We start from the raw sequence: 25,387 nt of genomic DNA, 5'->3' as shown, positions 1-25,387 counted from the left end.
GATCCCGATGATATGGTTATTTCCTATGTTCTACCAGAAACGTATATTGTCATATACTGTGGGAGTGAAAACGTTACTTGATCAGGGTATGCCTAACCTCGTGGGGTTGTCGGTATTGACATTCCTGGCCCGCGGGTTTTTCCCGCAGTTGACGGCCTATCAGTTGGATACCATAAAAATTGCTGAGGAAGCGAATATTAAACGGAAACAGGTTCTGTGGATCGTTGTGTTTTCTATCATCATCGGGCTGGCAGCGTCATGGACACTGCATTTGTCGATGTATTATAAATATGGCGCTAATGTTTTGGAAAGCGGCCGTACAGGCGGGGGTACACGCGCAACATTAGCAGTGAATGAGTATACAGAGTTATCCACAGCAGTGAGGTCGCCACAAGGGCCGGTACCCGTAAAAAATGTTGCAACTGCGATTGGCGCGGCAACTGTTGCGGGATTGGTTATACTCCGCCGTATATTCTTTAATTTTCCGCTGAATCCTATTGGGTATATCGTAGCAACGGCGTATGGGTCGCCGGTATGGGGGCCGTTGTTTCTGGTGTGGATTATTAAGAGTATAATCCTGAAAATCGGCGGGGTTAATATGTACAAACAACTAATCCCGTTATTTATGGGACTTGCAGTCGGGCATTTTATCGTTGCCGGTGTTATCTGGGGCCTTATTGGCGCGTTTAATCCTGATATCGCAAGGTTTTACGTTGTGTTTTTTGGGTAAATATAGATTTATTTGTCATAAGAAAGGGTGAGTTTGTTTACAAATGTCAGAAAAAAAAGAGCCGCAGGTACAACCGCCGCAGGAAGTAACGAGTTTACCGATTGATAGTATTATTGAAACACGGAAGGGTAAACTTGAGGTGTTACGTTCACAGAACATTGACCCTTATCCTGCACGGTGTGAAGTTAAGGATACCGTCACTGAACTACGTCAAAAGTATGTTAACCTGAAACCCGGGGAGTCACTGGAACAAGATAGTGTAATCCTTGCGGGACGGTTGATCACAATCCGTGAGATGGGTAAATCAACTTTTGCACACCTACAGGATTCTACCGGAAGGATACAGATTTACCTGCGGACACAGGCGATTGGCGCGGAATTATTTGCTAATTTCAAGAAACTGTATGATTCCGGTGATATTATCGGGATCACAGGCGTGCCTTTTGTTACAAGAACCGGTGAGCTTACCATTGACGTACGTAAGTTTGGGATGCTGAGTAAAGCATTACGCCCATTACCCGAGAAATGGCATGGGCTTAAGGACCCGGAACTGCGTTACCGCCAAAGATACTTAGATTTATTGACAAATGAAACTACCGCTAAAATTTTGCGTGACCGCGCATTGGTGATCAAACGTATCCGCGGATTACTCGACGGGAAAGGGTTTATGGAAGTTGAAACACCGATGATGCAGCCGATCCCCGGGGGTGCAACTGCCCGGCCGTTTGTTACGCATCATAACGCGCTGGATATCGATCTTTATCTCCGTATTGCTCCGGAACTATACCTCAAACGCTTAATAGTAGGTGGGTATGATAAAGTTTATGAACTTAACCGTAATTTCAGGAATGAAGGGATTTCTACAAAACATAACCCGGAATTCACAATGCTTGAACTTTACCAGGCGTATAGCGATCTTTATGGTATGATGGATATCACCGAAGAAATTATTTGCGTTACCGCCCAGGGTTATGCTAATGAGAATAATGAACTTGAGTTTTGCGGGAACAAGATTAATATCACTCGCCCGTGGAAACGCGAAACATATTTCGGGTTATTACAGGCTGCAACGGGTGAGGATGTTTATGCGTATGTCATGGATGGAAAAACTAAGGAGCTGGCACGAAATTTGTCTTTAGATATTGATGTAAACAAAACGCCGGAACATAAGATTATTGATAATATATTTGAGAAAAAGGTGCAGCCGGGACTTATAAATCCTACGTTTGTCACAGATTTTGCGACGAAATGGACACCATTAGCGAAGTCTAAACCGGATAACCCTAATCTTGTGGAACGGTTTGAACTATTCGTCGGGGGGGAAGAAGTTGCGAATGCGTACTCCGAACTTAATGATCCAATTGAACAGCGTAACCGTTTACTTGCTCAGGCGAAAGATAAAGCTGAGGGTGATGCGGAAGCAATGTTTTTTGATGATGATTTTATTATTGCGCTGGAACACGGGATGCCGCCTTGCGGAGGGTTGGGGATCGGGATTGACCGCCTGATTATGATACTCACAAACACATCGTCTATCCGTGAAACTATTGCATTCCCGCTGATGCGTCCTGAAAAAAAGTAAAGACAATATTGAGTTAGTTAGTTATATAATGGTGACAGATTTTGGCTCACTCAATAATAAACCCACGAACGGGTTTATTGAAGTAGTTCGCTCAAAACCTGTCACCATTATAATGTCATAGAAAAAATCATGAAAAAGTTTATCATACACAAGAGTAGCGTATTGGCATTACTACTTCTCGTTTGTTGCAGTTTCACAAACGCGGCAGATATTTATAGCATCAACAGAACTACTAGTACTAGGATAAATGAAATTAAGTTCGGTATTAGAGTCCCATTAGTAATGTTGCCATATAAACCCTCATTTCCAGTATACTACTATATGATAAACATATCAGGAAATATGATGTCGGGAGGGAGAGAAGATTATCTTAATCCCTATTCTAATTATCTAATGGCTGAATACCTACCTGAGTTTTATATAGAAAAAAATGGCATTGAAATAAATATCTTTAGTTGCACTATTAATAATGTTCAACCGATAACGAGTTATATAGATATAGGAAGTTATTATGATCGTAAGTTTTTTTATATTGGACTTACAAAGAAATGGAATCTACCTTTTGGCTTCTATATCGGTGCAGGAACATCGTTGTTTTACTATGACATTTTCTATTGGGCAAAATATTATGTGAAAACAAATACCTCTATTGAGGATTACACAAAATATGTATTCAACGAAAATGGTATTGCTATTGGAATACCTGTATTCATAGGATATACTACAAATTGGAATGGAGGGTTAAACCTTAATTTTGAAATAGGAATAGGTAAATACTTGACTAAAACCGAATTTTTGGGTGATTACTTTTATAAATTCAACTTACTAAATCTCTCATCACGAATTAAAGGTGAAGAAATGGACAGAATACTTGGCGGTATAAATATAATTGCTGAATACTATACAACAAACTTTACGATTTTCGGAAAGAATCCGTTTCAGGGAGACTACTTATACGAAGACCTTTATTCTAATATAAACATATCCGGTCAAGGAAACTTGTGTATTTTTGGTGGAACAACAGAATTGTGGATGCTGAAAAAATTGGGAGTAGAAACAGGTTTGTTATACGAGAATTATTCTATTAAATCAGACAATTATTACGGTTTTTCAGCATCAGGCATTTTTGATTTTATAAGCATACCTATAATTATAAAGAAACATTTTGGAAAAAAGGAAAACGAATTTATTATTGGTATAGGCATTGATAATATGGTACTAATCGATGATAGGATAAAACTAGGAAATTGGCCTTTAAGTGCCTTTAAAGATATCAAATTGTTACCTGGACAAATACTTCTCTCTACATTATGTAGCTTGGAATACAAAAAAAACCTAAATAATCATCTGGAGTTAGGGATAGGGCTAGTTTATAAAAAAACATTAGGTTTGGAAGATAAAATCCCATTTGATGACGCAATGGGTATAAGGTTAGCGTTAAGAATGAAATAAGTTGTACTATTATCAAAATAGTTTTAAAAAAAGTGTGTTCTAATGTTAAAATATACGATAAGTCATATGAAAAATATTAAATCAAAGGTAAAGTATGGGAAGAAATAATAACTCACTATGAACTGGGAACTGTTTATCTCAAAACGGTACCTCGCGGGTAAGCGCCGGCAGGTGTTTACCTTATTCACCACAATAATTGCAATTGCCGGGGTTATCGTCGGTGTTGCGGCTCTTGTAGTAACCTTCGCGATTATGACTGGGTTCCAGGAAGAAATACGTGACCGCATACTCGGTACCCAGGCGCATATTACCGTAATGACTTTCTCACGGGAAGGTATTGTTGAGAGTACGTTTACTGTAACACAAATCCTTGCAGTGAAAGACGTTGCGGCATGTGCGCCGTTTATTGTCAGCCAGGGGTTAATCCGTTACCGCGGAAACAATCAGGGTGTTATGATCAACGGTATCCGCCCGAAGGATGGGTTAAAGGTTACGGATCTTACAAAACGCTTAGTCGCGGGTACCTGGTCGAGTTTGGATTCTAAGAACGAGAATGTTATCCTCGGGAGTGAACTAGCAAAAAATCTTGGGATTTACCCGGATGACGAAATTATTCTTATGTCGTTCAACGATACACAGAATATGGCAATGATGACAATACCTAAGATGAGGAAGTATAAAGTTACAGGTTTATTTGAATCCGGGATGTATGAGTTTGATAACACGTTTGTGTTTATGAACCTTCAAACCGCACAGGAGTTTCTTGGGCTGGGTAAACAAATAAGCGGGTACCAGGTTAAGGTAAACAATTTTTATGGCGCTGACCTTACCGCAAAAAAAATTCAAAGTGAAGTTAAAGGGTTCTATATTGCACGGTCATGGATGAAGATGAACAAAAACCTATTCTCCGCACTGAAGATTGAAAAATTGGCAATGACTATTGTCTTGGTACTGATAATTTTGGTTGCAGCGTTTAACGTGTTATCCACTCTCATGATGACGACAATGGAGAAAACTAAGGATATCGCTGTACTCACGGCATTAGGTGCGGAACCACGTAATGTTATGCGTATATTCGTGTTCCAGGGCGCAATGATAGGCGTTGTGGGAACAATTGCCGGGATACTCACAGGGGTGGGGGTTAGTATGTTACTGAAATATACAAATTTTATAAGCCTCCCTGCGGATGTGTATTATATTACGAGAATACCGGTACGTATTGTGTGGCAGGATCTTTTGTTAATCGGTATGGTATCTATAATCATTAGTATATTATCAACGCTATACCCTGCAGGGAAGGCTGCAAAGATAGATCCTGCAAAAGCGTTAAGGACGGAATAGGGAATATAACATTTATGGCGGTTATTGTAGCTAAGAATATTACTAAAACCTACAAACTTGGTCCCGAGGATGTACAGGTACTTAAAGGTATTGACTTTGAGTTAAACCCCGGCGAGATTGTTGCTGTCACAGGCCCTTCCGGTGCGGGGAAAACTACGTTTGTACAAATCCTTGGCTTACTTGACCACCCGACAACCGGTGAGTTGATGATTGACAATAATGACGCTGCTAAGATGTCTGTACACACCAGGGCGGTTACACGTAATAAATACGCGGGGTTTGTATTCCAGAACCATAATTTGTTGATAGAATTCACTGTACTTGAGAATGTAATGCTTCCGGCGTTGATGCTAAACGAAAAATATTTACCACAGATAAAACGTGATGCTGAAAAACTTCTTACCGAACTTGGGTTAAGCAGTAGGATGAATCACCGGCCTGATGAGATATCTTATGGTGAGGCACAGAGAGTTGCGCTTGCCCGTGCATTGGTGAATAACCCGAAGGTAATCTTTGCTGATGAACCTACCGGTAACCTTGATGCTGCGAATGGCATGGCAGTACAGTCATTGTTGTGGGAACAAGTTAAGGTACGCGGGTGCGCTATGGTGGTTGTAACCCACGATATGGCGCTCGCAGGTAAGGCGCAGCGCGTTGTGATACTTACCGACGGTAAGGTTGCTGAGTAAACGACACTTCCTGAATAATATGGTTAGTGCAACGGTTGTAATTTGAACTTAATTTTGTCCGGAATGTGGTAATGAAACACCCATATTGAAGGACAAAGAAAAAGGCTTGAGGTACAAGTGAAAATAGGAATAAGAATTGAAACAATAATACAATGGATGGTACCGTTTGTATTTTTTTGGATTTCAATAATATTTTACCTGCGCACTTACGATTCCTGCCAAATAAAAGTCACATCGTTCTATATTGGAGCAACAACACTCCTCTGCCTTTGGCTGATTAGGTTGATAGAAGGCAACCGGCGTCCTGATTTTGTAAAACTTGCAGTTGTTATTCCTCTCTTAGCATACTTGGCATCAGGTATTTTATCGTTTACGATATCTCCGTTTCACGAAGTAAGCCTGATAGGACTTACCCGTCGTATCCTATACGTTGGACTAATACTAATGATGATTCACCTTTGCAGGGAAGAAAAAGAAGTCAAACGTTTGTTATATTTTGTAGTAGCAGCTGGAACGGTTAGTTGTTTATACGGGTTAATACAGTTTATAGATATCCATTTTTATCCTGACGGTCCGTCAGGGCTTGACCCGTTTATCTGGAGGAAAGCATTCGGTTCACGCATATTTTCAACACATGGTAACCCCGGGTTTTATGCCAATTTCCTTGTTGTCTTTATTCCGTTATTATTAGGAATGATTTTGAAAACGCGCAGCAAGTGGTTAATCGCGCTTTTTGTTTTAGCAGTATTCAATTTTGTTGTTACGGGTGACCAAGAAGGGAAAATCGGTTTTTTCTGGGGGATATACTCATTCATTTTACTGTGGATACTATACTTTTCTAAATTCAATACCGATAAAATACGTAAAATTGTAGGAGTGTGGATATTCGTAGCAATCTTCATTTTTGTATCTGTTGTAACACTGTTTATTAAATACCGTCCTGACGGCCAAAAATTCCGTGCTTATACCTGGCTATCCACTTGGGAGATGATACTCAAACGCCCGGTCTTAGGTACAGGGTTAGATACTTTTTTTGCTACATATCCCAAATACCGCCGCCCTCAAATATTTTTATTGGAAGGCAGGCACAATACTGAAACGGATTATGCGGAAAACGAATATTTGAATATCTGGAATGAAGAGGGGATAGTCGGGTTAGGTATATACTTATGGTTAATCATAACATTTCTAACCATAGGCATAAGAGCGCTGCGACGGTATAAATGGCAACACGGTTCTTCTTCGCCTCCGGAAGATGCTCTCGATAACTCACAAAACAAAGAAATGTCGATGGACTGGCGCGCGTTTTACTTACTGGGGGTGTTGTCTTCTTTCATAGGGTTGTTAGTAGAAAATATAATATTTGTGCCATTTAGGTTCGTTTCAACCGGGATATATTTCAGCTTATTGATAGCGCTAATCATAATATTGTCTACACCATCTGAAACGGCATCCGAATCATGCGAAAAAGTTGAGAATAAGAAAAACGATTTGTGGGTATTGGCAGTAAAACGAACAGTTCAGGTTTTACTAGTTTGCTGTACCGCTTTTCTTTGTTTTAAATACTTACAGAAATTCACTGCGGATCAAGAGTTTAATTACGCAATATATTATTCCAAGAAAGGTGATTGGAATACAGCGCTTGTTCACTATAATAACATCAATCGTTATAACCCAAACACAATTATGTCGCGCTACTTCACGGGTAATGTCTATAATGATCGGTTCAATATGGAAAAGACGTTCCATCCGGAATGGGGCGATAAAGCACCGCGAGACGATTCGGAACGTTCACTGGAACAATACGATAAAGTTAAATACCTTGTGCCAAACTATGTTCAAGTACACCATCAAGTTGGGCTGGTATATCTAAAACTTGGCGAATATTATACTCAGCTCGATGATAAGCAAAAAGCGCGGGAGAGTTATCTAAAAGCAATAGACAATTTTGAAAAATATCGTACAATTGACCCAATTTTTGATCAGAACTATTACCGGATGGCTTACGTGTATATTAAACTCGGTGACACAAAAAAAGCTGAAGAAACATACCTGGCACACCTGAACACGCCAATCGCCTGTAATACCGGTCCGAACAATGTATTTTCGGAAGACTGGGGTAAACGCAGGTTTTATGAGTATAGCGAAACAGCTTTTAATCTCGGTAATGTGTACTATTTACAAAACGAGTTTAAAGAAGCAGAAACTGCGTATTCACAAGCGTTGAACTACAACCCAAAGAACGTAAATGCCTGGCGTAATCTTATATTATTACAAATAAAACTTGGCCGGACACCCGACGCTATTGCAACAGGTAAAAGAGCGTTGAAGAACGTGCAGGGAAATGCAGATATTCTTCAATTGCTTAAATCTCTTGGAGTATAAGTTTAGGAAATGGGTTGAATTAGCAAACTTAAAGACATTATTTTCTGTTGTCTTTAATGATAGCAGTACGTCTCAAACTTAAAAAAAACAGGTAATGGTGGGAGATAATGAAACTGTCGTATCGCGTAAGTTTAAAACTTGGCATATGTGTAAACTCTGATACCAACTGTTCACTGGAGAACCGGTAATATGAATTGGTTTAATATTTATGCGCAAATATATGATCCTTTCATGACGATATTTAAATTCTATAAGCATGAAAAAGTCTTGTCATATCTAAAACCTGCAAAAGCTGACAAAATCCTGGATGTTGGAGGCGGGACAGGGTTCGTAGCGAATAAAATCCGTCCGTTTGTCAAAGAAATCGTGGTTCTGGATAATTCTCAAAAAATGCTTAACCAAGCGAAACGTTATGAAGGGTTAACCCTTTGTCATGCAAAAGCACAGGAGATACCTTTTATGAATAACTATTTTGATGCGGTTATATGTATAGACGCGCTGCATCATATAAAATATATTGATGAGGCTATTAAAGAAATTCGCCGGGTTTTAAAAGTAAACGGCAAAATTGTAATACTAGAATTTGAGATAAAAGGCGTTAAAGGAAAACTGTTTTGGCTGTTTGAAAAAATGTTTGTTGATAACTCAAAGTTTGTTAGCTCAATAAAACTGGCAGATCTTATGAACGATAATGGTTTTGACGGCGAGATAATAACAGTGTCAAGTTTAGAATATTTGTATACAGGCCATAAACAATGATCCAAGAGTTGTTGAACAAAATCCGTTTTTACAATAAAATCGCTTATCTATTTCTTAAGAACAAGACTGTAAAACCTGAAGACTACGCTAAAGATTACGACGTAATCAGTAAAACATATAACGATACCTGGATTAAAGAAATGAGTAAGCATACATCTGCGATGCTGGATAAATTGCATTACGCCGATGGATATACTATGCTCGACCTTGGTTGTGGAACAGGGTATATTATTGAAGAGTCAATCAAAAAAGTGCAGCCTTCAAAAATAGTTGGTATAGATAATTCAAAAGAAATGTTAAGAATAGCGCAATCAAAACTAAATCATGAAAGAACAGAATTGATATGCGGTGACATGATATCCGAGATCAAAAAAATACCAAGTAATGTTTTTGATATTATCACATGCGGCTGGGCATTGCCGTATGTGGATACCAATCAACTGATACCTGAGATTTACCGGGTACTTAAAAAAAATGGGCAGGTAGCGATTATTACCAATAGAAAAGGTTGTATTAACTCAATACAAAAAACGTTTATCAAACTTATGCAGAAATATCCTGATAAAATCAGGAAGATAACTAATATGCAATATAAACTGCCAGGTAATGCTCATGAAATCAGGAAGATGTTTTATAGAAACAGGATTTCATGGGTGGAAGGATGGGATCGTGAACAACCGTTTAGTTTTGAGAACGGAATCAACGCTATTAACTGGGTAATGAATACAGGAGCTATTGCCGGGACATTTAAGATACTTGATATTAAAAATTATTCATCTCTTCTGTCAGATACATTAGAAAAATATTTCAGAACAAATAATAAGGTGGTTGTAACACACAAGTTCTCAGTGGGTATTGGCAGAAAATGATTCTCAAAAAATGGGTTACGTTACTGCAATTAATCTTTGATAAACAAAACAAAAAACTTTTTTGGCAGGTACATAAAGAGTTTTCAAATGATAAGGATTACAGGTTTCTCAATTTATTAAAAGCAATGTGGCATGTTTCCAAATATGAAAAGATTGTTAAGCATGAAGGGTCGTATATAGTTACCTCATTTCTTCCGCCCATACCGTCAAAAGCGTTTAATCAAGTTTTGAGTGCAACCCCCGGTAAAAATACAAGGTTTTATGAGCATACAAACGCGATTAGGACTGCGCCTATATCTATGTTTATTGCGGTTACTGATAAATGTAACTACAATTGCTGGCATTGCAGTAATGCGAATAAAGGGAATCATGATGATTTACCATTACCCGCTCTTATTAAAGTAATACATGGCTTACAGGACATGGGAACTGCAATAATAGGCCTTACCGGCGGAGAACCTTTGATGAGAAATGATCTTACCGATATTATCTCTGTAATTGATGAACGTTCAATAAGCGTGTTATATACCACAGGATACGGGATGAGTATAGAAAAAGCTAAAGAATTAAAAAAAGCTGGGTTGTATAGTGTTGGGATTAGTTTGGATCATTATGATAAAGATACTTTTGATAATATGCGGAACTACAAAGGTGCATTTGAGAATGTATTGAATGCTGTTAAGTGTTGTAAATCCGCGGGGATTTATACGATGCTTCAATGCGTTGCTACTTCAAAAAATATTGATAATAACGAAATCTGGAAAATTATTCAATTTGCGAAGAAATTAGATGTAAACGAAATACGGTTTCTTGAGACAATGCCTACGGGTAGGTTAATTAATCTTAAACAAGAGGATATACTTACAGAAACAGAAAGAAGACAGCTTATCAATATCCACAGAAAAGCTAATTATTCCGGGAAATATCCTAAAGTGACCGCGTTTGCCCAGATTGAAAGTTTTGAACAATTTGGTTGCGGGGCAGGAACACAGCATTCGTATATTGACGCTAAAGGTAACCTTTATCCCTGTGATTTTGTACCAATGTCGTTTGGTAATGTGCAAGAACAACCTATAAAGACATTATGGCAGGAGATGAATAGTATTATTGGCAAACCTAGGGACCGCTGTATGCTGATGGAAACTCAGGTTGAGATTAAAAAAAATATTAAATCAAGCCTGCCGTTACAGCCCGTAGAAGCAAAGAAAGTGTGTAATGAATGCAGAAAAATACAGGGACTACCCGGATTTTACACGATTTTACGAGGGAATAAGGAAGTGTTTTAAAGTGCCTTATCTCATATTTAATAATTCCAGGATATACTATGAATCGTATGGTAAAGGGGAACCATTACTGTATATTCATGGATGGAACGGTTCTATAGATAGTTTTAAATTTAATCTTTTGAATGATTTAAAAAATGAGTATCAAATAATACTACTGGACCTGCCGGGCTGCGGCAGGTCTGATAATATTGAGCTCTCGTATATAAACTTGTGTGAACTTATTGATAAACTAGTAGAAGAATTACAAATAGGTAAGTTCAATCTAATGGGTTTCTGTATGGGTGCAACCATTGCATTAGATTATGTTATAAGAAACCAGGATAAAGTTAAGAAATTAATTTTGGTCGATACATACATAAAGTTTCCTTTAATACTAAAACCTTTGTTGGTTAATACACTAAATTCATATATCTTCAGGTTTTTCCTGGATACAAAACTTGGGATGTGTCTTACAAAAAGGTATTTATTCCTGAAAAACTATAAATATAGAGACGGTTTTTTTCAAGGATTTCAGAAGTCTGATACAAAAACGTCACTGGAATATGTCAGGCTGTTGAATGAATACTCAAAAATAGATCATTATAACCGGATGAAAGAGGTAAGAACAAACGTAATAATAATTGTGGGTGATCTCACAAGCAGTACAATCATAAAGACAGCAAAAAAAATTAATAGAAATATTGAAAATAGTAAACTAATATTTCTGAACGATTCCGGACACTTTCCTATTGAGGAGAACGGTACGGATTTGACTAAGCTGCTAAAACATATTTTGGTTTGAGTTTAACATACTCCAGCCTTAAACCAGGTTCTGATGGTATCCAATCCTTTCTATTAATATTTCCGTAGTGATTAATTCGTGTTTTGACTTTGCATACACATTTGGTAAAATATCCTTGTCCGGTCGTACTAGTCATTATTAGAATGTTTAATTATTTATACGTAATACTTTTGTTTTGTTTAGCTAATATATATGGGAGAGGATGGACTAAGTGATCAAATGGTCTAATTTGGACATTAATAATCAAAAAAGAAATCTGGGAGAAACAATACTCCTAATGAAAGCTGTGTTTTCATTTTGTCTAGCTCTATCAATGAGTTTATTTTCTCAATATGTATTTTCTGCAACAAGTGATAGTGTTGAAGATAAATCAGTCATAAAATACGCGCAGCAGGATTCTAATAGCGCTACAATACTCACAGGTAAAGTTACTGATACTAACGGTAATCCTGTGATTAGAGCACAAATCGGGGCTTACAATTCCACACACTCATTCTATGTTTATACTACAAGTATAGGAACTTACACAATTTATGGAATATATCCTGGGACATACACAATCCGGTGTTACCAGCCTATGGGAAGCGATTTATTTTCTAAAACTACAAATAATGTAATAATTTCATCCGGGCAAACTACAACAGTCGATTTCGTGCTATTAAAAGGCGGGACAATTAAAGGAAGAGTTATTGATACAAATGGGAATCCTGTAAAAAACGCAAATATTAGTACTTCTAATAGCCCTACAAATACGTACAGCTATAGTGTTATTACAGGAACATATGCACTTAGCGGATTAGCTGATGGTGTTTATATTTTGGATTGTACACCATCAAGTGAATCAAATTTTGTACGCACAAGCAGTAATAATATTGTGATAATAAACGCGGGAACACAAACCGTAGATTTTGTTTTATCTCCTGGCGGAATAATCACTGGCAAAGTAACTGATACAAACGGGAATCCTACAATATACCAGACTACTATAAATGTTTATGGCCCTATGTACAAATACGCGTACACGACCGTAACTGGAACATATACAATCCGCGGATTGTCCGATGGTAATTATAGAATTTATTGTAATCCACCAAGTAATTTGGACTTTATAGGACAAAACAAAAGTAATATTGTAGTATCAAGTAAGCAAATAACAACCGTAGATTTTGTTTTATCTTCTGGCGGATCAATTACTGGTAAAGTAACGGATATATACAATAAACCGGTAAGGAATGTGTATGTTTATGCAAATAGTAATTCCATTGGTAAAAGTGTATATACGGATTCCGCAGGAAATTTTGTAATTCATGGGTTAATTGAAGGAATATACACGATTTCGTGTGACCCTCCGGTTGATTCTGAGTGTATACAACAAACTCAAAGTAACGTTTCTGTCTCCAGCGGGATAATTACGGCTTTAAATATTAAATTACCAACCGGTGGAACAATTATGGGTAAAATTACGGATATAAATGGTAATCCTATAAATAACGCCTATGTATCTCTCGGCGGTGGTATTTATAAGAGTGCAAACGTAGCTGCGGATGGTATATATAAAATCCAGGGGATACCCGAAGGAATCTATCAAATATATTTCAACGGTTCTACAGCGGGATTCATTTCTCAGGTTAAAAGCAACATTACTGTTCACGTTGGGCAAACAACGATTATTGATTGTGTTTTACAGGTTAGCGGAACGATTTCAGGTAAAGTAACTGATATCAACGATAACCCGGTAAGCGGTGTTTCTGTTTATGCCAGCGGCGATTCCTACGGCAGTGGATTCACAACTATAACCGGGACATACACAATCCAGGGATTGACCGAGGGAAGTTATAATATAAGTTATTCTCCTTCTACCAACTCAGAATTAATCAGCCAAACCAAAAGTAATATCGCAGTATCCTTCGGACGAAATGTTATTATTGACTGTGTATTACAAACCGGTGGAACAATTACCGGGAAAGTTATGGATGTTAACGATAATTCAATAAATAATTGTTATATTTACGTAAATGACGTAAATGGTCCCACATCCAAAAATATATACACAACAACAAGAACATACACAATCGGTGGATTACAAGATGGAAACTATACAGTCTCCTGTCGTCCATCAAATTATTCAGAATTTACTAATCAAACCAAAAGCAATATTACGGTTTCAAAAGGACAAATAACAACAGTAGATTTTGTATTACAACCCGGTGAAACAATTTCAGGTAAAGTTACGGATATCAGCGGTAACGCAATAAGTAATGTCTATATTTATCTCTATAAACATATCAGCGGCCCTCCCAACAGTATTATTGAATCTATTTCAAAATATGCATACACAGCCGTAACGGGTACTTACACAATTTGCGGCCTTTCCGAAGGGAAATATTCGATTACTTATTCTCCATCTAGTAATTCAGACTTTTTGGGCCAAACAATAGATAATGTCGCGGTATCAAGCGGACAAGTAACAACATTGGATATTGTCTTACAATCCGGCGGTAAAATTGCTGGGAAAGTAACAGATGTTGCCGGTAACCCAGTAAATAATGCAAATATTTATCTGCGCAACTATAGTGGCAAAAGCGTTTATACAACAGCAACTGGAACTTACACAATTCACGGGTTGCCTGAAGGTAACTATGATATTTATTGTATACCCGGAGATAATTCGGTTTTTATTAAACAAACCAAAACAAATATCGCTGTTTCCAGCGGACAAGTTACCACTGTAAATATTGTATTACAAACCGGTATAACGATTTCCGGCAAAATAACCGATGCCAGCGGTAAGCAAGTAATAAGTAATGTTTCTATTAGTATCAGCAATTCTTTATTCAATAAAAATGTAAACGCTACGTCAACGGGAGCTTACACAATTACTGGAGTACCGGAAGGAAGTTATAACATTTCATGTCGCCCCAATTCTAGCCTGGGGTTCGTAAGTATTACTAAGTCAAATATACAATGTGTCTTTGGACAAGAAACAATTGTTAATTTCGTACTTGGCGACGGTGCAATAATTTCCGGCAAAGTGACCGATATCGAAGGTACTCCTATAAGCAACGCTTACGTATATGTATCTAGCGCGAGTGTCTGGGGAAGCATTTATACTAAAACAGATGGTACTTATAAAATAACCGGATTTTCCGAGGGACGATATTATGTTTCTGCTAATTTAAATTCAGATAGCCCGTGGGATTACTCATACAAATTTGTAAATATACAAAACAAAGTAGATCTCGCTATAGATTTAGTATTAAAGCCGAACCAGTCAATGCTTCGCGGTATGATATATAGTCCCGACGGTAAGACACCATACGACAAGAACGTTGTTCTAAAAGTTTACCCCGCTGAAACAAAGTTTAATAGTTTTGACGCTATCAACAAACCTGTTGTTCAAAGGGACAGCCAATATGTTCTTGGAATATCTAACAAGTGTGAAATAACCCGGCTACCCGAGGGGGTTTACGATATTTACGCGTTTTACGGATCTGAACTTTTGTCAACCCGTATTGGTGTTAAAACAGAAACCGGGAAAATATCAAATTTGGATTTTCGTGTTCAACCCGGTACCGGCAAAATTAGCGGGAAAGTTACGCTCGGAAGCAATCAGGCAGTAGACGGTATGGTTTGGGCAGTTTCTCCTGCGACTGAACGGTTAGCCGGGTACTGTATTCCCAACATAAGATCCGGATCCTATACTATTACAGGCATACTCGGCGGGTATGACTACACCGTGTATGGCTATATCAACAATATCGGTTTGAGTAGGTTGCATGATATCCGGGTAGAAAAAGATGGCAATACCAATTCCGTAGATTTTAATTATTTCAGAGAAACCATCCCAGCCGGCAGCAGCAAAACATTGACCAGCGCGAGTTGGCAGCTGGACATCCCGGCGGGAAGTTATGCGAATGATGTTGTGTGTACCGTTATTCCAAACTTATACTCGCCCAAGGTTGTAACAGCAAATGAACAGGTTGTCCGGGACTTATTACCTAACGAGTTATATAATCTTGTATGGAATATTAATTTGGCAAGTACTAACGGGATTGACCAACAATCGCAAAACAATATTAACCTAAAACTTAATTATCCTGCCGAGTTTGACAATATTGCGGCTGAGAGGTTAAGAATAAATTATCTTAAAGACAACACCTGGGTTGTGGTTGATGGTAATCAAGAAATTGATACTATAAATCACACCATAAGCGTGGGTATCAACAAATTTTCTGTATTCCGGTTAGCATTGCGGTCAATCGCGCGCAATAACCTGGATTCAATGATAGTTTACCCAAACCCGTTTAAACCTGTGGAACACAACAAACTCGTATTTTCGGGGCTTACAAAACAAACTGTAATACGGATATTCAATATTGCAGGGGAACTTGTGCGAACACTCAGCAAAAACGACGGTGCTGATGTCGCATACTGGTTTGGTGAAAACGATAATAATATAGACGTCGCGTCCGGAATATATATTTATGTTATCAAAAACGATAACAAAGAAACACGCTCCGGTAAAATTGCAGTTATCAGATAATCATATCGTTTGGAATATATGTGCAAAATGACGAGTAATATTGTCTAATGTTATATAAGTATTACGCTAATAAAACGAAAGGATACTGTTTAATGAAAAAACTGTTTGTTGTTGGTTCAATCCTGTTTTTACTATCAACCCTGTCGTATGGAGAAACAAAACCCGGGTTAACTTTGTACGAGATACCTTACTTGTTTCAGCTGCCGACAACGTCTATGTTAAAAGCGTACGATATGCACTTTGCCGGGGGTGGTTCATACCGTGTGGCATCCAATGGTAATATCCTGGCTAATATGGGCTTAGGTTTAGGCGGGGTTGCAACTCTTACGCTTGACACCAACGAGTTTTTGCATAACCTTACCAGTAAAGCAACGCCTACACAAACAGCGAGTTTTAAGATATTGTTGTTACACGAACGCAAATGGGTACCCGGGATTGTAGCAGAATTTATTACCACCAGCAATGTTGTGCAAACCAAACAAAAACAGATACCAATAACATATACGCTTAACACAGTAGGGCCTGATGCTTTGGAAACCCCGATTGAGGATGAATACGAGATTTATGATAGTAATAATTTGGTAACCCAAAAAGTTAAGATTACATACCTCGCGAAACAAGCGTCTGCACAGATTATTTTTGGGAAAACCATATTTACCGATACAAATATATATTTGGGCCTGCGTATAGACGATGTGCGTATCCGCAACTTTTTCGCGTACGGTGCGGGATTGACGAATACAGAAATACAGGAACGAATCCATCTGGTAAACTCTTTTTTGTTCGGTTGTATACGTAAAGTAAATAACTCGACATATTCTATGTTTGAAGTTATGGGTAACCCGTACTACAAGTTTAATACTGAGTCAGTGAGGCTGACAATTGAACCAACGTACCTTATACACGCAGGGGTACGGTTTTATTTGATCCGCTGGTTGTCACTCGACGCTGGAATACGGTATGATACAAGCTCAAAGGGATTGGCAGATTCTACAATTACAACCAGTTTGAATATGGTTATTCCATCCGTAGAATGGGGCAACAAAATTGTCCGCGTGTTCTCTTCACAGCCTGAAACCAATACTAGTAAGGAACAAACTGACAGCGTATTTTGCCCTAACTGTAACGCCGGTTTTAAGGTTACCCCGAAATTTTGCCCGCGGTGCGGGTACAAGTTTTAATATTATATGAAAGGAAACACAAATATGAAATTATTTAAAACTATCCTGGTCGTTTTTTTGAGCGCTATAATCATGTTTCCGTTCACAGTTCCTGTATATGCTGATACAGCGGCTTGTATAAGTTGCGGTGCAGTAAATGATGTTACTAATAATTTTTGTATAGAATGCGGTAAGCCAATACAAAAACCTGTAGAATCAACTTTACCGCCTGATACTTTAGATAAAACTGAATACACAAAAATATCTTTAGTTGATACAAAAAAAATTGAGTTAGCAGGGAAGTCGTTGTCTAAGTTTTCAAATTACTATTACTACGGTATACTTTTATATGTTGCAACACCATTTGCTATGGTTACAGTACCGCAGGTTAGTATCTTATGTTTAATTGGCGGCGCTGTCCTGCAATGTATCGCACCGTCATGTGTCAACGAGGCAGGAAAGTTGTTGCAGGAATCTATTGACGATTCAAAAACTATTGTTGTACCCACAAAATATGTTGATTAGGTTTAGGTGGCTGCACTGTATAGGTGCAATACTTATTATTACTGCGTTTACTGGCACTGGTTTTGGGAAACAACTCATAGTACAAAACGATTCCGGGATTTATATTGAAAAGAAAAGTCTTAAACCTGGAATTACCAATGCTGTTACACCGGTAACAGATATACCTATAATACAGAAGGCTAAAACCCCGGTATCTCTTTACTCATCCGTGAGTTTATCATTATGGCAAAATGGCATATTACCGGTTGGTGGTGAGATTAATGGAATTTATAGGACATCTAAAAGTAATAAACGATACAATATATATTTTGGCGGGTGTAATGGCGAAAAGTATTTAAGTGGTTATTCTAATTACCAAAAAGGCATTTATTACTATACCGGTGTTTGCGAATTGCATGATTTAACAAAAAAAACGTTTTTGTTATACGGTATTGAATACGGGTTCTATAACTATGAATATAGGAATTACTCTTATTCTTTAGCAAAAACATATAGCGGATTTTCTTTAGTATTAGGTTTTGGGCTGATGGTAAATGAGAATAGTTTATATCCGGGAATGTTTTTGGTTTCTTATAGTATTTCAGATCCTCATCTTAATATGGGGCTTAAATTATCGTTTGGGTTAAAATTTTCGTAGTGCCAATACTATTAGTAAAAAACAAAAAATATTGTAGAATAATTGTATTAATAGAAATTAACGGGGGGAAGTAAAAACATATGAAAATTTATCTTAACGGCAAACTTGTGGAGAAAGATAAAGCTGTGGTGTCAGTGTTTGACCACGGGTTGTTATACGGCGACGGTGTGTTTGAAGGCATCCGCGCGTATAACTCACGGGTGTTTATGCTAGACGAGCATATTGATAGGTTGTATAGTTCAGCACTTGCGATTATGCTTGAGATTCCGATGACAAAAAAGGATATGTCTAATGCCGTGGTTGCAACCCTGCGTGCGAATAAGCTTACCGACGGGTATATACGGTTAGTCGTTACCCGCGGCGTTGGCGACCTCGGGCTTGACCCTAAGAAATGCCCGGTACCAACGGTGTTCATTATTACTGACAAAATTAGTTTGTATCCCGAAGAGTTTTATACTAAAGGGTTGAGTATAATCACAGCTTCTACCCGGCGTAATATTCCGGAAGCACTGAACCCGTCAATAAAATCGCTGAACTATCTCAATAACATCCTCGCAAAAATTGAAGCGGGAAGATACGGCACATCAGAAGCTATTATGTTAAATAGTGAAGGCAATGTTGCGGAATGTACGGGCGACAATATTTTTGTTCTCAAAAACGGTGTATTGATAACCCCGCCGCCGTATGTCGGGGTTTTAGAAGGTATCACGCGTGATGTTGTGATGATGCTTGCATCCAAGAAGATGAAGATGAAAGTACAAGAAAAAACGTTTACATTGTACCAGCTATACACCGCAGATGAGTGTTTCCTCACGGGTACTGCAGCGGAAGTTATCCCTGTGACTGAAGTTGATGGGCGGAAGATCGGTAATGGTAAGGCAGGGAAAATTACGGCGAAACTTATAAAAACGTTTAAAGCATTCGCACAATCGCCGGGGTCCGGGACGCCAATATACTAAAACGCGTGTAATTTACTAAATGCTTACTACCGTAATCATCTTTGGTATCACATACATTGGCTTGTCTTTTGGCGGGATACCGGGGTTACGGCTTGACCGTGCGGGGATCGCGTTAACCGGTGCGGTAGCGTGTGTAGTTGCAGGTATATTATCTTTTAACGAAGCAGTCCGTGCGATTGATTTTAATACTATTATCCTGCTCCTCGGTATGATGATGGTAGCGTCTAATCTAAGGATTGCAGGTTTTTTCGCGGTAGTAAGTGATGTTATCAAAAAACATTGTCATAATCCTGTCCTGCTTCTTGCTGCGGTGATATTGTCCTCCGGGATATTATCGGCGTTATACGTTAACGATACAGTATGTATATTCTTCACACCGTTTGTGTTGGAACTCGCGTATGCGTTGGGGTTGAATCCTGTCCCCTACCTCATCGCGTTAGTTACGGGTAGTAATATCGGTAGCGTAGCGACAATCACGGGTAATCCTCAGAATATGTTAATCGGAATATTTTCGGGGATACCCTATACCGCGTTTTTCTTTGAACTCGCGCCTGTAGCGGTTGTGGGGTTACTCCTGAACTTCGGGGTGGTCTACCTGATATACCGCAATAAACTTACCGCAGGGGCGAATGATTCTAAACGTATTATCGTTAATCGTGTAGTACACAAACCGTTACTTTACAAAACATTGTTAATCACTGCCGGGATGCTAATATTCTTTTTCCTTGGGTATAACATCAGCCTCGTCGCGATTACTGCTGCCGGGGTGTTGCTTATAACCCGCAGGGTAAAACCCGGGAAGGTTTATCAGTATATTAACTGGAATATGTTGATGATGTTCAGTGGGTTATTCGTTGTAATTCATGCAGTTGAGAAAAGCGGGTTATCACAACAATTTTTTGTTTATACCAATAATTTTAACCTCAGCAGTGTACCTGTCTTCGCTGCGGTAACGGCAATTCTGTCAAACCTTGTAAGTAACGTCCCGGCGGTTGTGCTATTTAAATCTATGATTCCAAACTTCGCGGACCCGCAAAAAATGTGGCTCTTACTAGCAATGGCGTCGACTTTCGCGGGAAATCTTACAATCATAGGTTCCGTTGCGAACCTTATTGTTATAGAACAAGCGAAGGAGCATGTACACATTTCTTTCCTTGAATATCTTAAGACAGGTGTGCCGTTAACTCTCGCGACAATCATCGCGGGATGTTTAATGTTGTGATAACAAAAAATATCAACCAAAAAAAGACTTCACTTATATTAACATTTATATTAAAATGTATAAGGCAACATATGGTTTTAAGGAGAAAATGTTATTGTGGCTCATAGGTTTACGGAACGCGCGCAACGCGTTATAGTAATCGCGCAGGAAGAAGCTAAACGCCTTAACCACGACTACGTGGGGACTGAGCATTTATTATTAGGCTTGGTTGCGGTGGGGGAAGGCGTCGCTGCGCAGGTGTTGGTCCAGCTCGGGATTGACCTGCGGAGGTTACGCACGGAAGTTGAACGTTTCGTCGGGACTGGTGATAACCTTGCGTTGATGGGTGATATACCATTCACTCCGGAAGCTAAGAAAGTACTTGAGTATGCGATGGAAGAAGCTCAGAAGTTTGGGCATCATTTTATCGGTACGGAACACCTTTTACTCGGCCTTATCCGTCAGGATGAAGGCGTTGCTGCGCGGGTGCTTGAAAGTATCGGGATAAAACTTGATAGTGTGAGAGACGAAATAATCGCGCAGCTTAGTGAATCAACAAATAAGGATTTTATGACAAGCGCCAGCCATAAACAGGGAAAGTCTGCCGGTAAAACTCAAACTCTTGATGAGTACTCCCGGGATCTTACAAAACTCGCACGGGAAAACGCGCTGGATCCTATTATCGGGCGGGAGAATGAAATTGAACGGTTAATCCAGATCCTTGCACGGAGGACTAAGAACAATCCTATCCTCATAGGCGATCCCGGGGTTGGGAAAACCGCGGTGGTTGAAGGATTAGCGCAGAGGATTATGAATAATGATATCCCGGAGATACTCGTAGGTAAACGCGTGATAACGCTTGACCTTGCATCAGTGATTGCCGGGACTAAGTATCGCGGTGAATTTGAGCAAAGGTTAAAAAATATTATTGATGAAATCCGGCGTTCAAAAAACCGTATCATACTTTTTATTGATGAATTACATACGGTAATCGGTGCGGGCGCTGCAGAAGGCGCAATGGATGCGTCTAATATGCTGAAACCCGCGCTTGCACGGGGTGAACTACAGTGTATCGGCGCAACTACGCTTGATGAGTTCCGTAAACATATTGAACACGATCCTGCTCTTGAACGCAGGTTCCAGCCGATAATGATTGAACCGCCATCCGTGGATGAAACTATTAAAATCCTTACTGGTTTAAAAGAAAAGTATGAACAGCATCACCGGGTGAAGTATACCGATGAAGCATTAAAAGCTGCTGCACAGATGGCGGAACGCTATATCCCTGACCGTTACCTCCCGGATAAAGCTATTGATTTGATTGATGAAGCGGGTTCACGCGCGAGGCTGCACGCAAGTATTATCCCCGCGGATTTTAAACAACAGGAAAGTTTGGTTGTAAAAATTACTGAAGATAAAGAACATGCGATTAAGATGCAGGATTACGAACTTGCAGCCAGGTTGAGGGATAAAGAAAAAGAAAAACGTGCTGAACTTGAGGAATCAAAGAAAAAGTGGAGGGAACAGCGGAATACCGTACTACCGGAAGTAACGGAAGAAGATATCGCAACGGTAGTGTCAAAATGGACAAGTATACCGTTACAAAAAATAACGGAGTCTGAATCTGACAGGCTTTTGCATATCGAAGAAGAATTGCATAAACGTATTGTCGGGCAGGATGAATCTATCCGCGCGGTAGCTCAGGCGATAAGACGGAGCAGGCTTGGGTTAAGGGATCATTCACGCCCAATCGGTAGTTTATTATTCCTTGGCCCGTCAGGTGTTGGGAAAACTGAACTAGCAAAAGCTATGGCGGAAGTTATATTCGGTAACGAAGCTAATCTCATACGTATAGATATGTCGGAATATATGGAAAAATTCACGGTTTCACGGTTAATCGGTGCACCGCCTGGGTATGTAGGGTATGAAGAAGGCGGGCAGTTAACTGAAAAAATAAGGAAAAAACCGTATTCCGTAGTCTTGCTTGACGAGATTGAGAAAGCGCATCAGGAAGTGTTCAACATTTTGCTTCAGATATTTGATAACGGCATGCTCACGGGTTCGCTCGGGCATAAGGTTAGTTTTAAGAATACAATAATTATTATGACATCAAATATCGGTGCGAGGTTAATTTCAAAAGGATCCTCGCTTGTCGGGTTTACGGTTACCAATAACAATATGGTTGAGTACCAGAATATGAAGGATATTGTACTTGATGAACTTAAGAAGTCGTTTAATCCTGAATTCCTGAACCGGCTGGATGATATTATTGTATTCCACCCGCTTACTCTCGAAGAAATGAAGCAAATACTTGATATGCAGCTTACCCGGGTGAATGAAAAACTTAAACAACAAGGGTATAATGTGTCACTCACTGAGAAAGCAAAAGAGTTTTTGTTGAATAAAGGATTTGACCCGGTCTACGGCGCAAGGCCGTTATTGCGAACCATACAAAAACAGTTTGAGGATAAACTCGCGGAAGAAATTCTTGCAAAAAAAGTTGAGAAGAATACCAATATACTCCTGGATTTCGATGAGAATACTAAACAGTTGATCATGCAGAACCAGCAGCCTGTCAGTTAGTTTTGGCAATGAGATTTATTAAGAAACACTTACGCATAATAGTTTATGGCATTATAATCACCGCTGTCATTACGGGTACATTTTTTTTGTTAACGAGTAATGTCAGGCTTGCGTTCCACCCGCTGGAAAGTATCGTAAAAGAGCTTACATCACAGGTATCCTCTGCCGCAGGAGTGCGTATAAAGTATTCGGGTGTAACCACAAACATACTTAATAGCGTGTATATCACAGATTTTGAAATCCGTGATTCCACAGCGAATAAGGATAACGTGATAGCTGTTATTGATGCGGTTATCATAAAATACAATATTTTTAAGATCCTTTTCTCACGGGATAATAAAGTTGCCGGGGTTAACCAAATTGTATTGGATAATCCTAAAATCAAAGTTACTTCTGCAGTCTACAAAAAAGTTAGTGGCCTTATGTCGTTATCACAAAATAGCGGGCAAAAGGTTGGTGTTAAGGATATTAAACTTTTAATACATAACGGGCAGGTGGATGCTGATAAGGATTATGGTATTTATCTACACGACGTTAACTCCGCAGTGTCTTACCGGGGTAATGTTTTATCATTGAAACTTGCAGTACGGAATACTGAGAATCAGCGTGTGCCTGTTACTTTCACGGTGAATGCTGAGGTTAATAATAAAGAACTTAACTGCGGGGTGGCAGTAAAAAATTTTGATATCAGCACTATATCATTATACCGTAAGTATATAAACGCATCAGTGCTTGATAACTTAGCGTCAGGGTATGCCGGAGGTGAGTTCAGGTTCAAATTACCGTTGGAAGATACTAAGAAGACAGTGTTATCACCATTGGAGGTACAGGGGAAATTTAAACTTTCAAACGCTGCGGTGCAGATAACTTCCGGGACGTATGTACAGGAAATCTACGCTGAGGGTGTGGTGAATAACACTGAAATTCAGATGGAAAGATTAACCGCAAAGATAGGGAAGACTGTTATCCACGGTAGCGGCGTAGCGGAGAATATTTATGTATACCCGAAGGTAAAAGCAGAACTTAGGACGTATAATGGCCAGGTTGAGGATATTATATCGTTACTCCCTGTAGTAAGTACTGCGGTGTACAGAGGTTCGCTTAATGCCAGTTTGTTGTTGGAAGGAACTACTACTCAGTTTGAGGGAAAGGCTGTATTGACAAGTGTTAATACCCGGGTTGGAGCATTGAAGGTTGATAGTATTAAACTTGATACCGTGTTTAATAACCGTGGTGTGAAGATAAACGAGTGCCATATCGCTGTAGACGGCGGGATTGCTGTGTTGCACGGTAATATCAAAAATTATAGTGAGTTAACGCTAAAACTTAACACCCGTAAGATGGCGATGGAAGTTATTAATACAGTTATGGGCGCAAAATTACCGGTATCTGTTGTGGATATGACAGCTGATATCACAGGTAATATTAAGAAGCCGGTAGTGGATGCTGAATACAGTATATTCTTAGGGAGTGATGTTAAACCCGGGATTAAGGGCGGGGTTAAGTATAAAATAGGGGATTCAATTGTAGTTAATGGTAATATTGAACCCTGGGGTGTTGTGTACGACGCGTTGGTTGAAATAAAAGATCCTGAGTATTTATGGGTGTTGAAGTCAGGTTCTTTAAGTACAAAACAAGGGCATAAGCTCGTAAAATCTAATGGTACTTTTTTTTATAATACAGGAAAACTTAACTTCGCAGTGTATTCAGATAAGATTAAACTGCAATCAATAGCGTTTCTCGCGGATATCTCTAAACAAGTTGAAGGTGAGGTTAAGCTCGAAGGTAAGCTTGGGGGTATACTCACCGCACCGGTTGCAAAGTTAAATCTTTTCGGTAATGAAACATCATTGGGTAACATTTCTTCCACAATAGATTATGCCGGGAGCGCGGATAATTATGTGG

General features: G+C 39.0%; 18 protein-coding genes. All 18 read left to right on the top strand.

Features of this window, described 5'->3' with window-relative positions:
- The coding region (locus WC955_08230) for a DUF6785 family protein (protein MFA5859041.1) at positions 1–730 on the top strand (730 nt) is incomplete at its 5' end.
- Positions 731–773: 43 nt separating this feature from the next.
- Positions 774–2,312 carry a lysine--tRNA ligase gene (gene lysS / locus WC955_08225; protein MFA5859040.1) on the top strand — a complete coding sequence of 513 codons (1,539 nt, stop codon included), beginning with the start codon at positions 774–776 and terminating at the stop codon, positions 2,310–2,312.
- 321 nt (positions 2,313–2,633) lie between these two features.
- Positions 2,634–3,764 (top strand): hypothetical protein, encoded by a 1,131-nt coding sequence (locus WC955_08220; GenBank protein ID MFA5859039.1) that lies wholly within the window; start codon positions 2,634–2,636, stop codon positions 3,762–3,764.
- Positions 3,765–3,881: 117 nt separating this feature from the next.
- The gene (locus WC955_08215; protein MFA5859038.1) at positions 3,882–5,105 is read left to right on the top strand and encodes a lipoprotein-releasing ABC transporter permease subunit; all 1,224 of its coding nucleotides are present in this window, start codon (positions 3,882–3,884) and stop codon (positions 5,103–5,105) included.
- Between the two features lie 14 nt (positions 5,106–5,119).
- Positions 5,120–5,794, top strand: coding sequence for an ABC transporter ATP-binding protein (locus tag WC955_08210; GenBank protein ID MFA5859037.1), 675 nt, complete (start codon positions 5,120–5,122; stop codon positions 5,792–5,794).
- A 117-nt stretch (positions 5,795–5,911) separates the two neighbouring features.
- On the top strand, positions 5,912–8,179 hold the full coding sequence (locus WC955_08205) for a tetratricopeptide repeat protein (GenBank protein ID MFA5859036.1): 2,268 nt from the start codon (positions 5,912–5,914) through the stop codon (positions 8,177–8,179).
- A 189-nt stretch (positions 8,180–8,368) separates the two neighbouring features.
- Positions 8,369–8,938: a class I SAM-dependent methyltransferase gene (locus WC955_08200; GenBank protein MFA5859035.1), complete on the top strand. Its 570-nt coding sequence runs from the start codon at positions 8,369–8,371 to the stop codon at positions 8,936–8,938.
- Complete coding sequence (locus WC955_08195) at positions 8,935–9,807, top strand: methyltransferase domain-containing protein (protein ID MFA5859034.1); 873 nt, start codon at positions 8,935–8,937, stop codon at positions 9,805–9,807. Before WC955_08200 ends, WC955_08195 begins: the two co-directional genes overlap by 4 nt.
- Positions 9,804–11,093 (top strand): radical SAM protein, encoded by a 1,290-nt coding sequence (locus WC955_08190; GenBank protein MFA5859033.1) that lies wholly within the window; start codon positions 9,804–9,806, stop codon positions 11,091–11,093. Before WC955_08195 ends, WC955_08190 begins: the two co-directional genes overlap by 4 nt.
- Positions 11,023–11,874, top strand: coding sequence for an alpha/beta hydrolase (locus tag WC955_08185; GenBank protein ID MFA5859032.1), 852 nt, complete (start codon positions 11,023–11,025; stop codon positions 11,872–11,874). The genes WC955_08190 and WC955_08185 overlap by 71 nt, the downstream gene beginning before the upstream one ends.
- Positions 11,875–12,151: 277 nt before the next feature.
- Positions 12,152–16,417, top strand: a complete 4,266-nt coding sequence (locus WC955_08180) for a carboxypeptidase regulatory-like domain-containing protein (GenBank protein ID MFA5859031.1) — start codon at positions 12,152–12,154, stop codon at positions 16,415–16,417.
- Between the two features lie 92 nt (positions 16,418–16,509).
- Positions 16,510–17,598 carry a zinc ribbon domain-containing protein gene (locus tag WC955_08175; protein ID MFA5859030.1) on the top strand — a complete coding sequence of 363 codons (1,089 nt, stop codon included), beginning with the start codon at positions 16,510–16,512 and terminating at the stop codon, positions 17,596–17,598.
- 24 nt (positions 17,599–17,622) lie between these two features.
- The gene (locus tag WC955_08170) at positions 17,623–18,102 is read left to right on the top strand and encodes a hypothetical protein (protein MFA5859029.1); all 480 of its coding nucleotides are present in this window, start codon (positions 17,623–17,625) and stop codon (positions 18,100–18,102) included.
- Positions 18,092–18,739 (top strand): hypothetical protein, encoded by a 648-nt coding sequence (locus tag WC955_08165; protein MFA5859028.1) that lies wholly within the window; start codon positions 18,092–18,094, stop codon positions 18,737–18,739. Before WC955_08170 ends, WC955_08165 begins: the two co-directional genes overlap by 11 nt.
- 80 nt (positions 18,740–18,819) lie before the next feature.
- Complete coding sequence (gene ilvE / locus WC955_08160; GenBank protein ID MFA5859027.1) at positions 18,820–19,698, top strand: branched-chain-amino-acid transaminase; 879 nt, start codon at positions 18,820–18,822, stop codon at positions 19,696–19,698.
- A gap of 19 nt (positions 19,699–19,717) precedes the next feature.
- Positions 19,718–20,920, top strand: coding sequence for an anion transporter (locus WC955_08155; GenBank protein MFA5859026.1), 1,203 nt, complete (start codon positions 19,718–19,720; stop codon positions 20,918–20,920).
- A 96-nt stretch (positions 20,921–21,016) separates the two neighbouring features.
- The gene (locus WC955_08150) at positions 21,017–23,482 is read left to right on the top strand and encodes an ATP-dependent Clp protease ATP-binding subunit (protein ID MFA5859025.1); all 2,466 of its coding nucleotides are present in this window, start codon (positions 21,017–21,019) and stop codon (positions 23,480–23,482) included.
- Between the two features lie 2 nt (positions 23,483–23,484).
- A partial coding sequence (locus tag WC955_08145; GenBank protein ID MFA5859024.1) for a hypothetical protein occupies positions 23,485–25,387 on the top strand: 1,903 nt, incomplete at its 3' end.

Source organism: Elusimicrobiota bacterium (genome assembly GCA_041658405.1).
Lineage (GTDB): Bacteria > Elusimicrobiota > UBA5214 > JBBAAG01 > JBBAAG01 > JBBAAG01.
The sequence above is the reverse complement of the archived record's forward strand: the minus strand, read 5'-3'. Positions and strand labels throughout refer to the sequence as shown.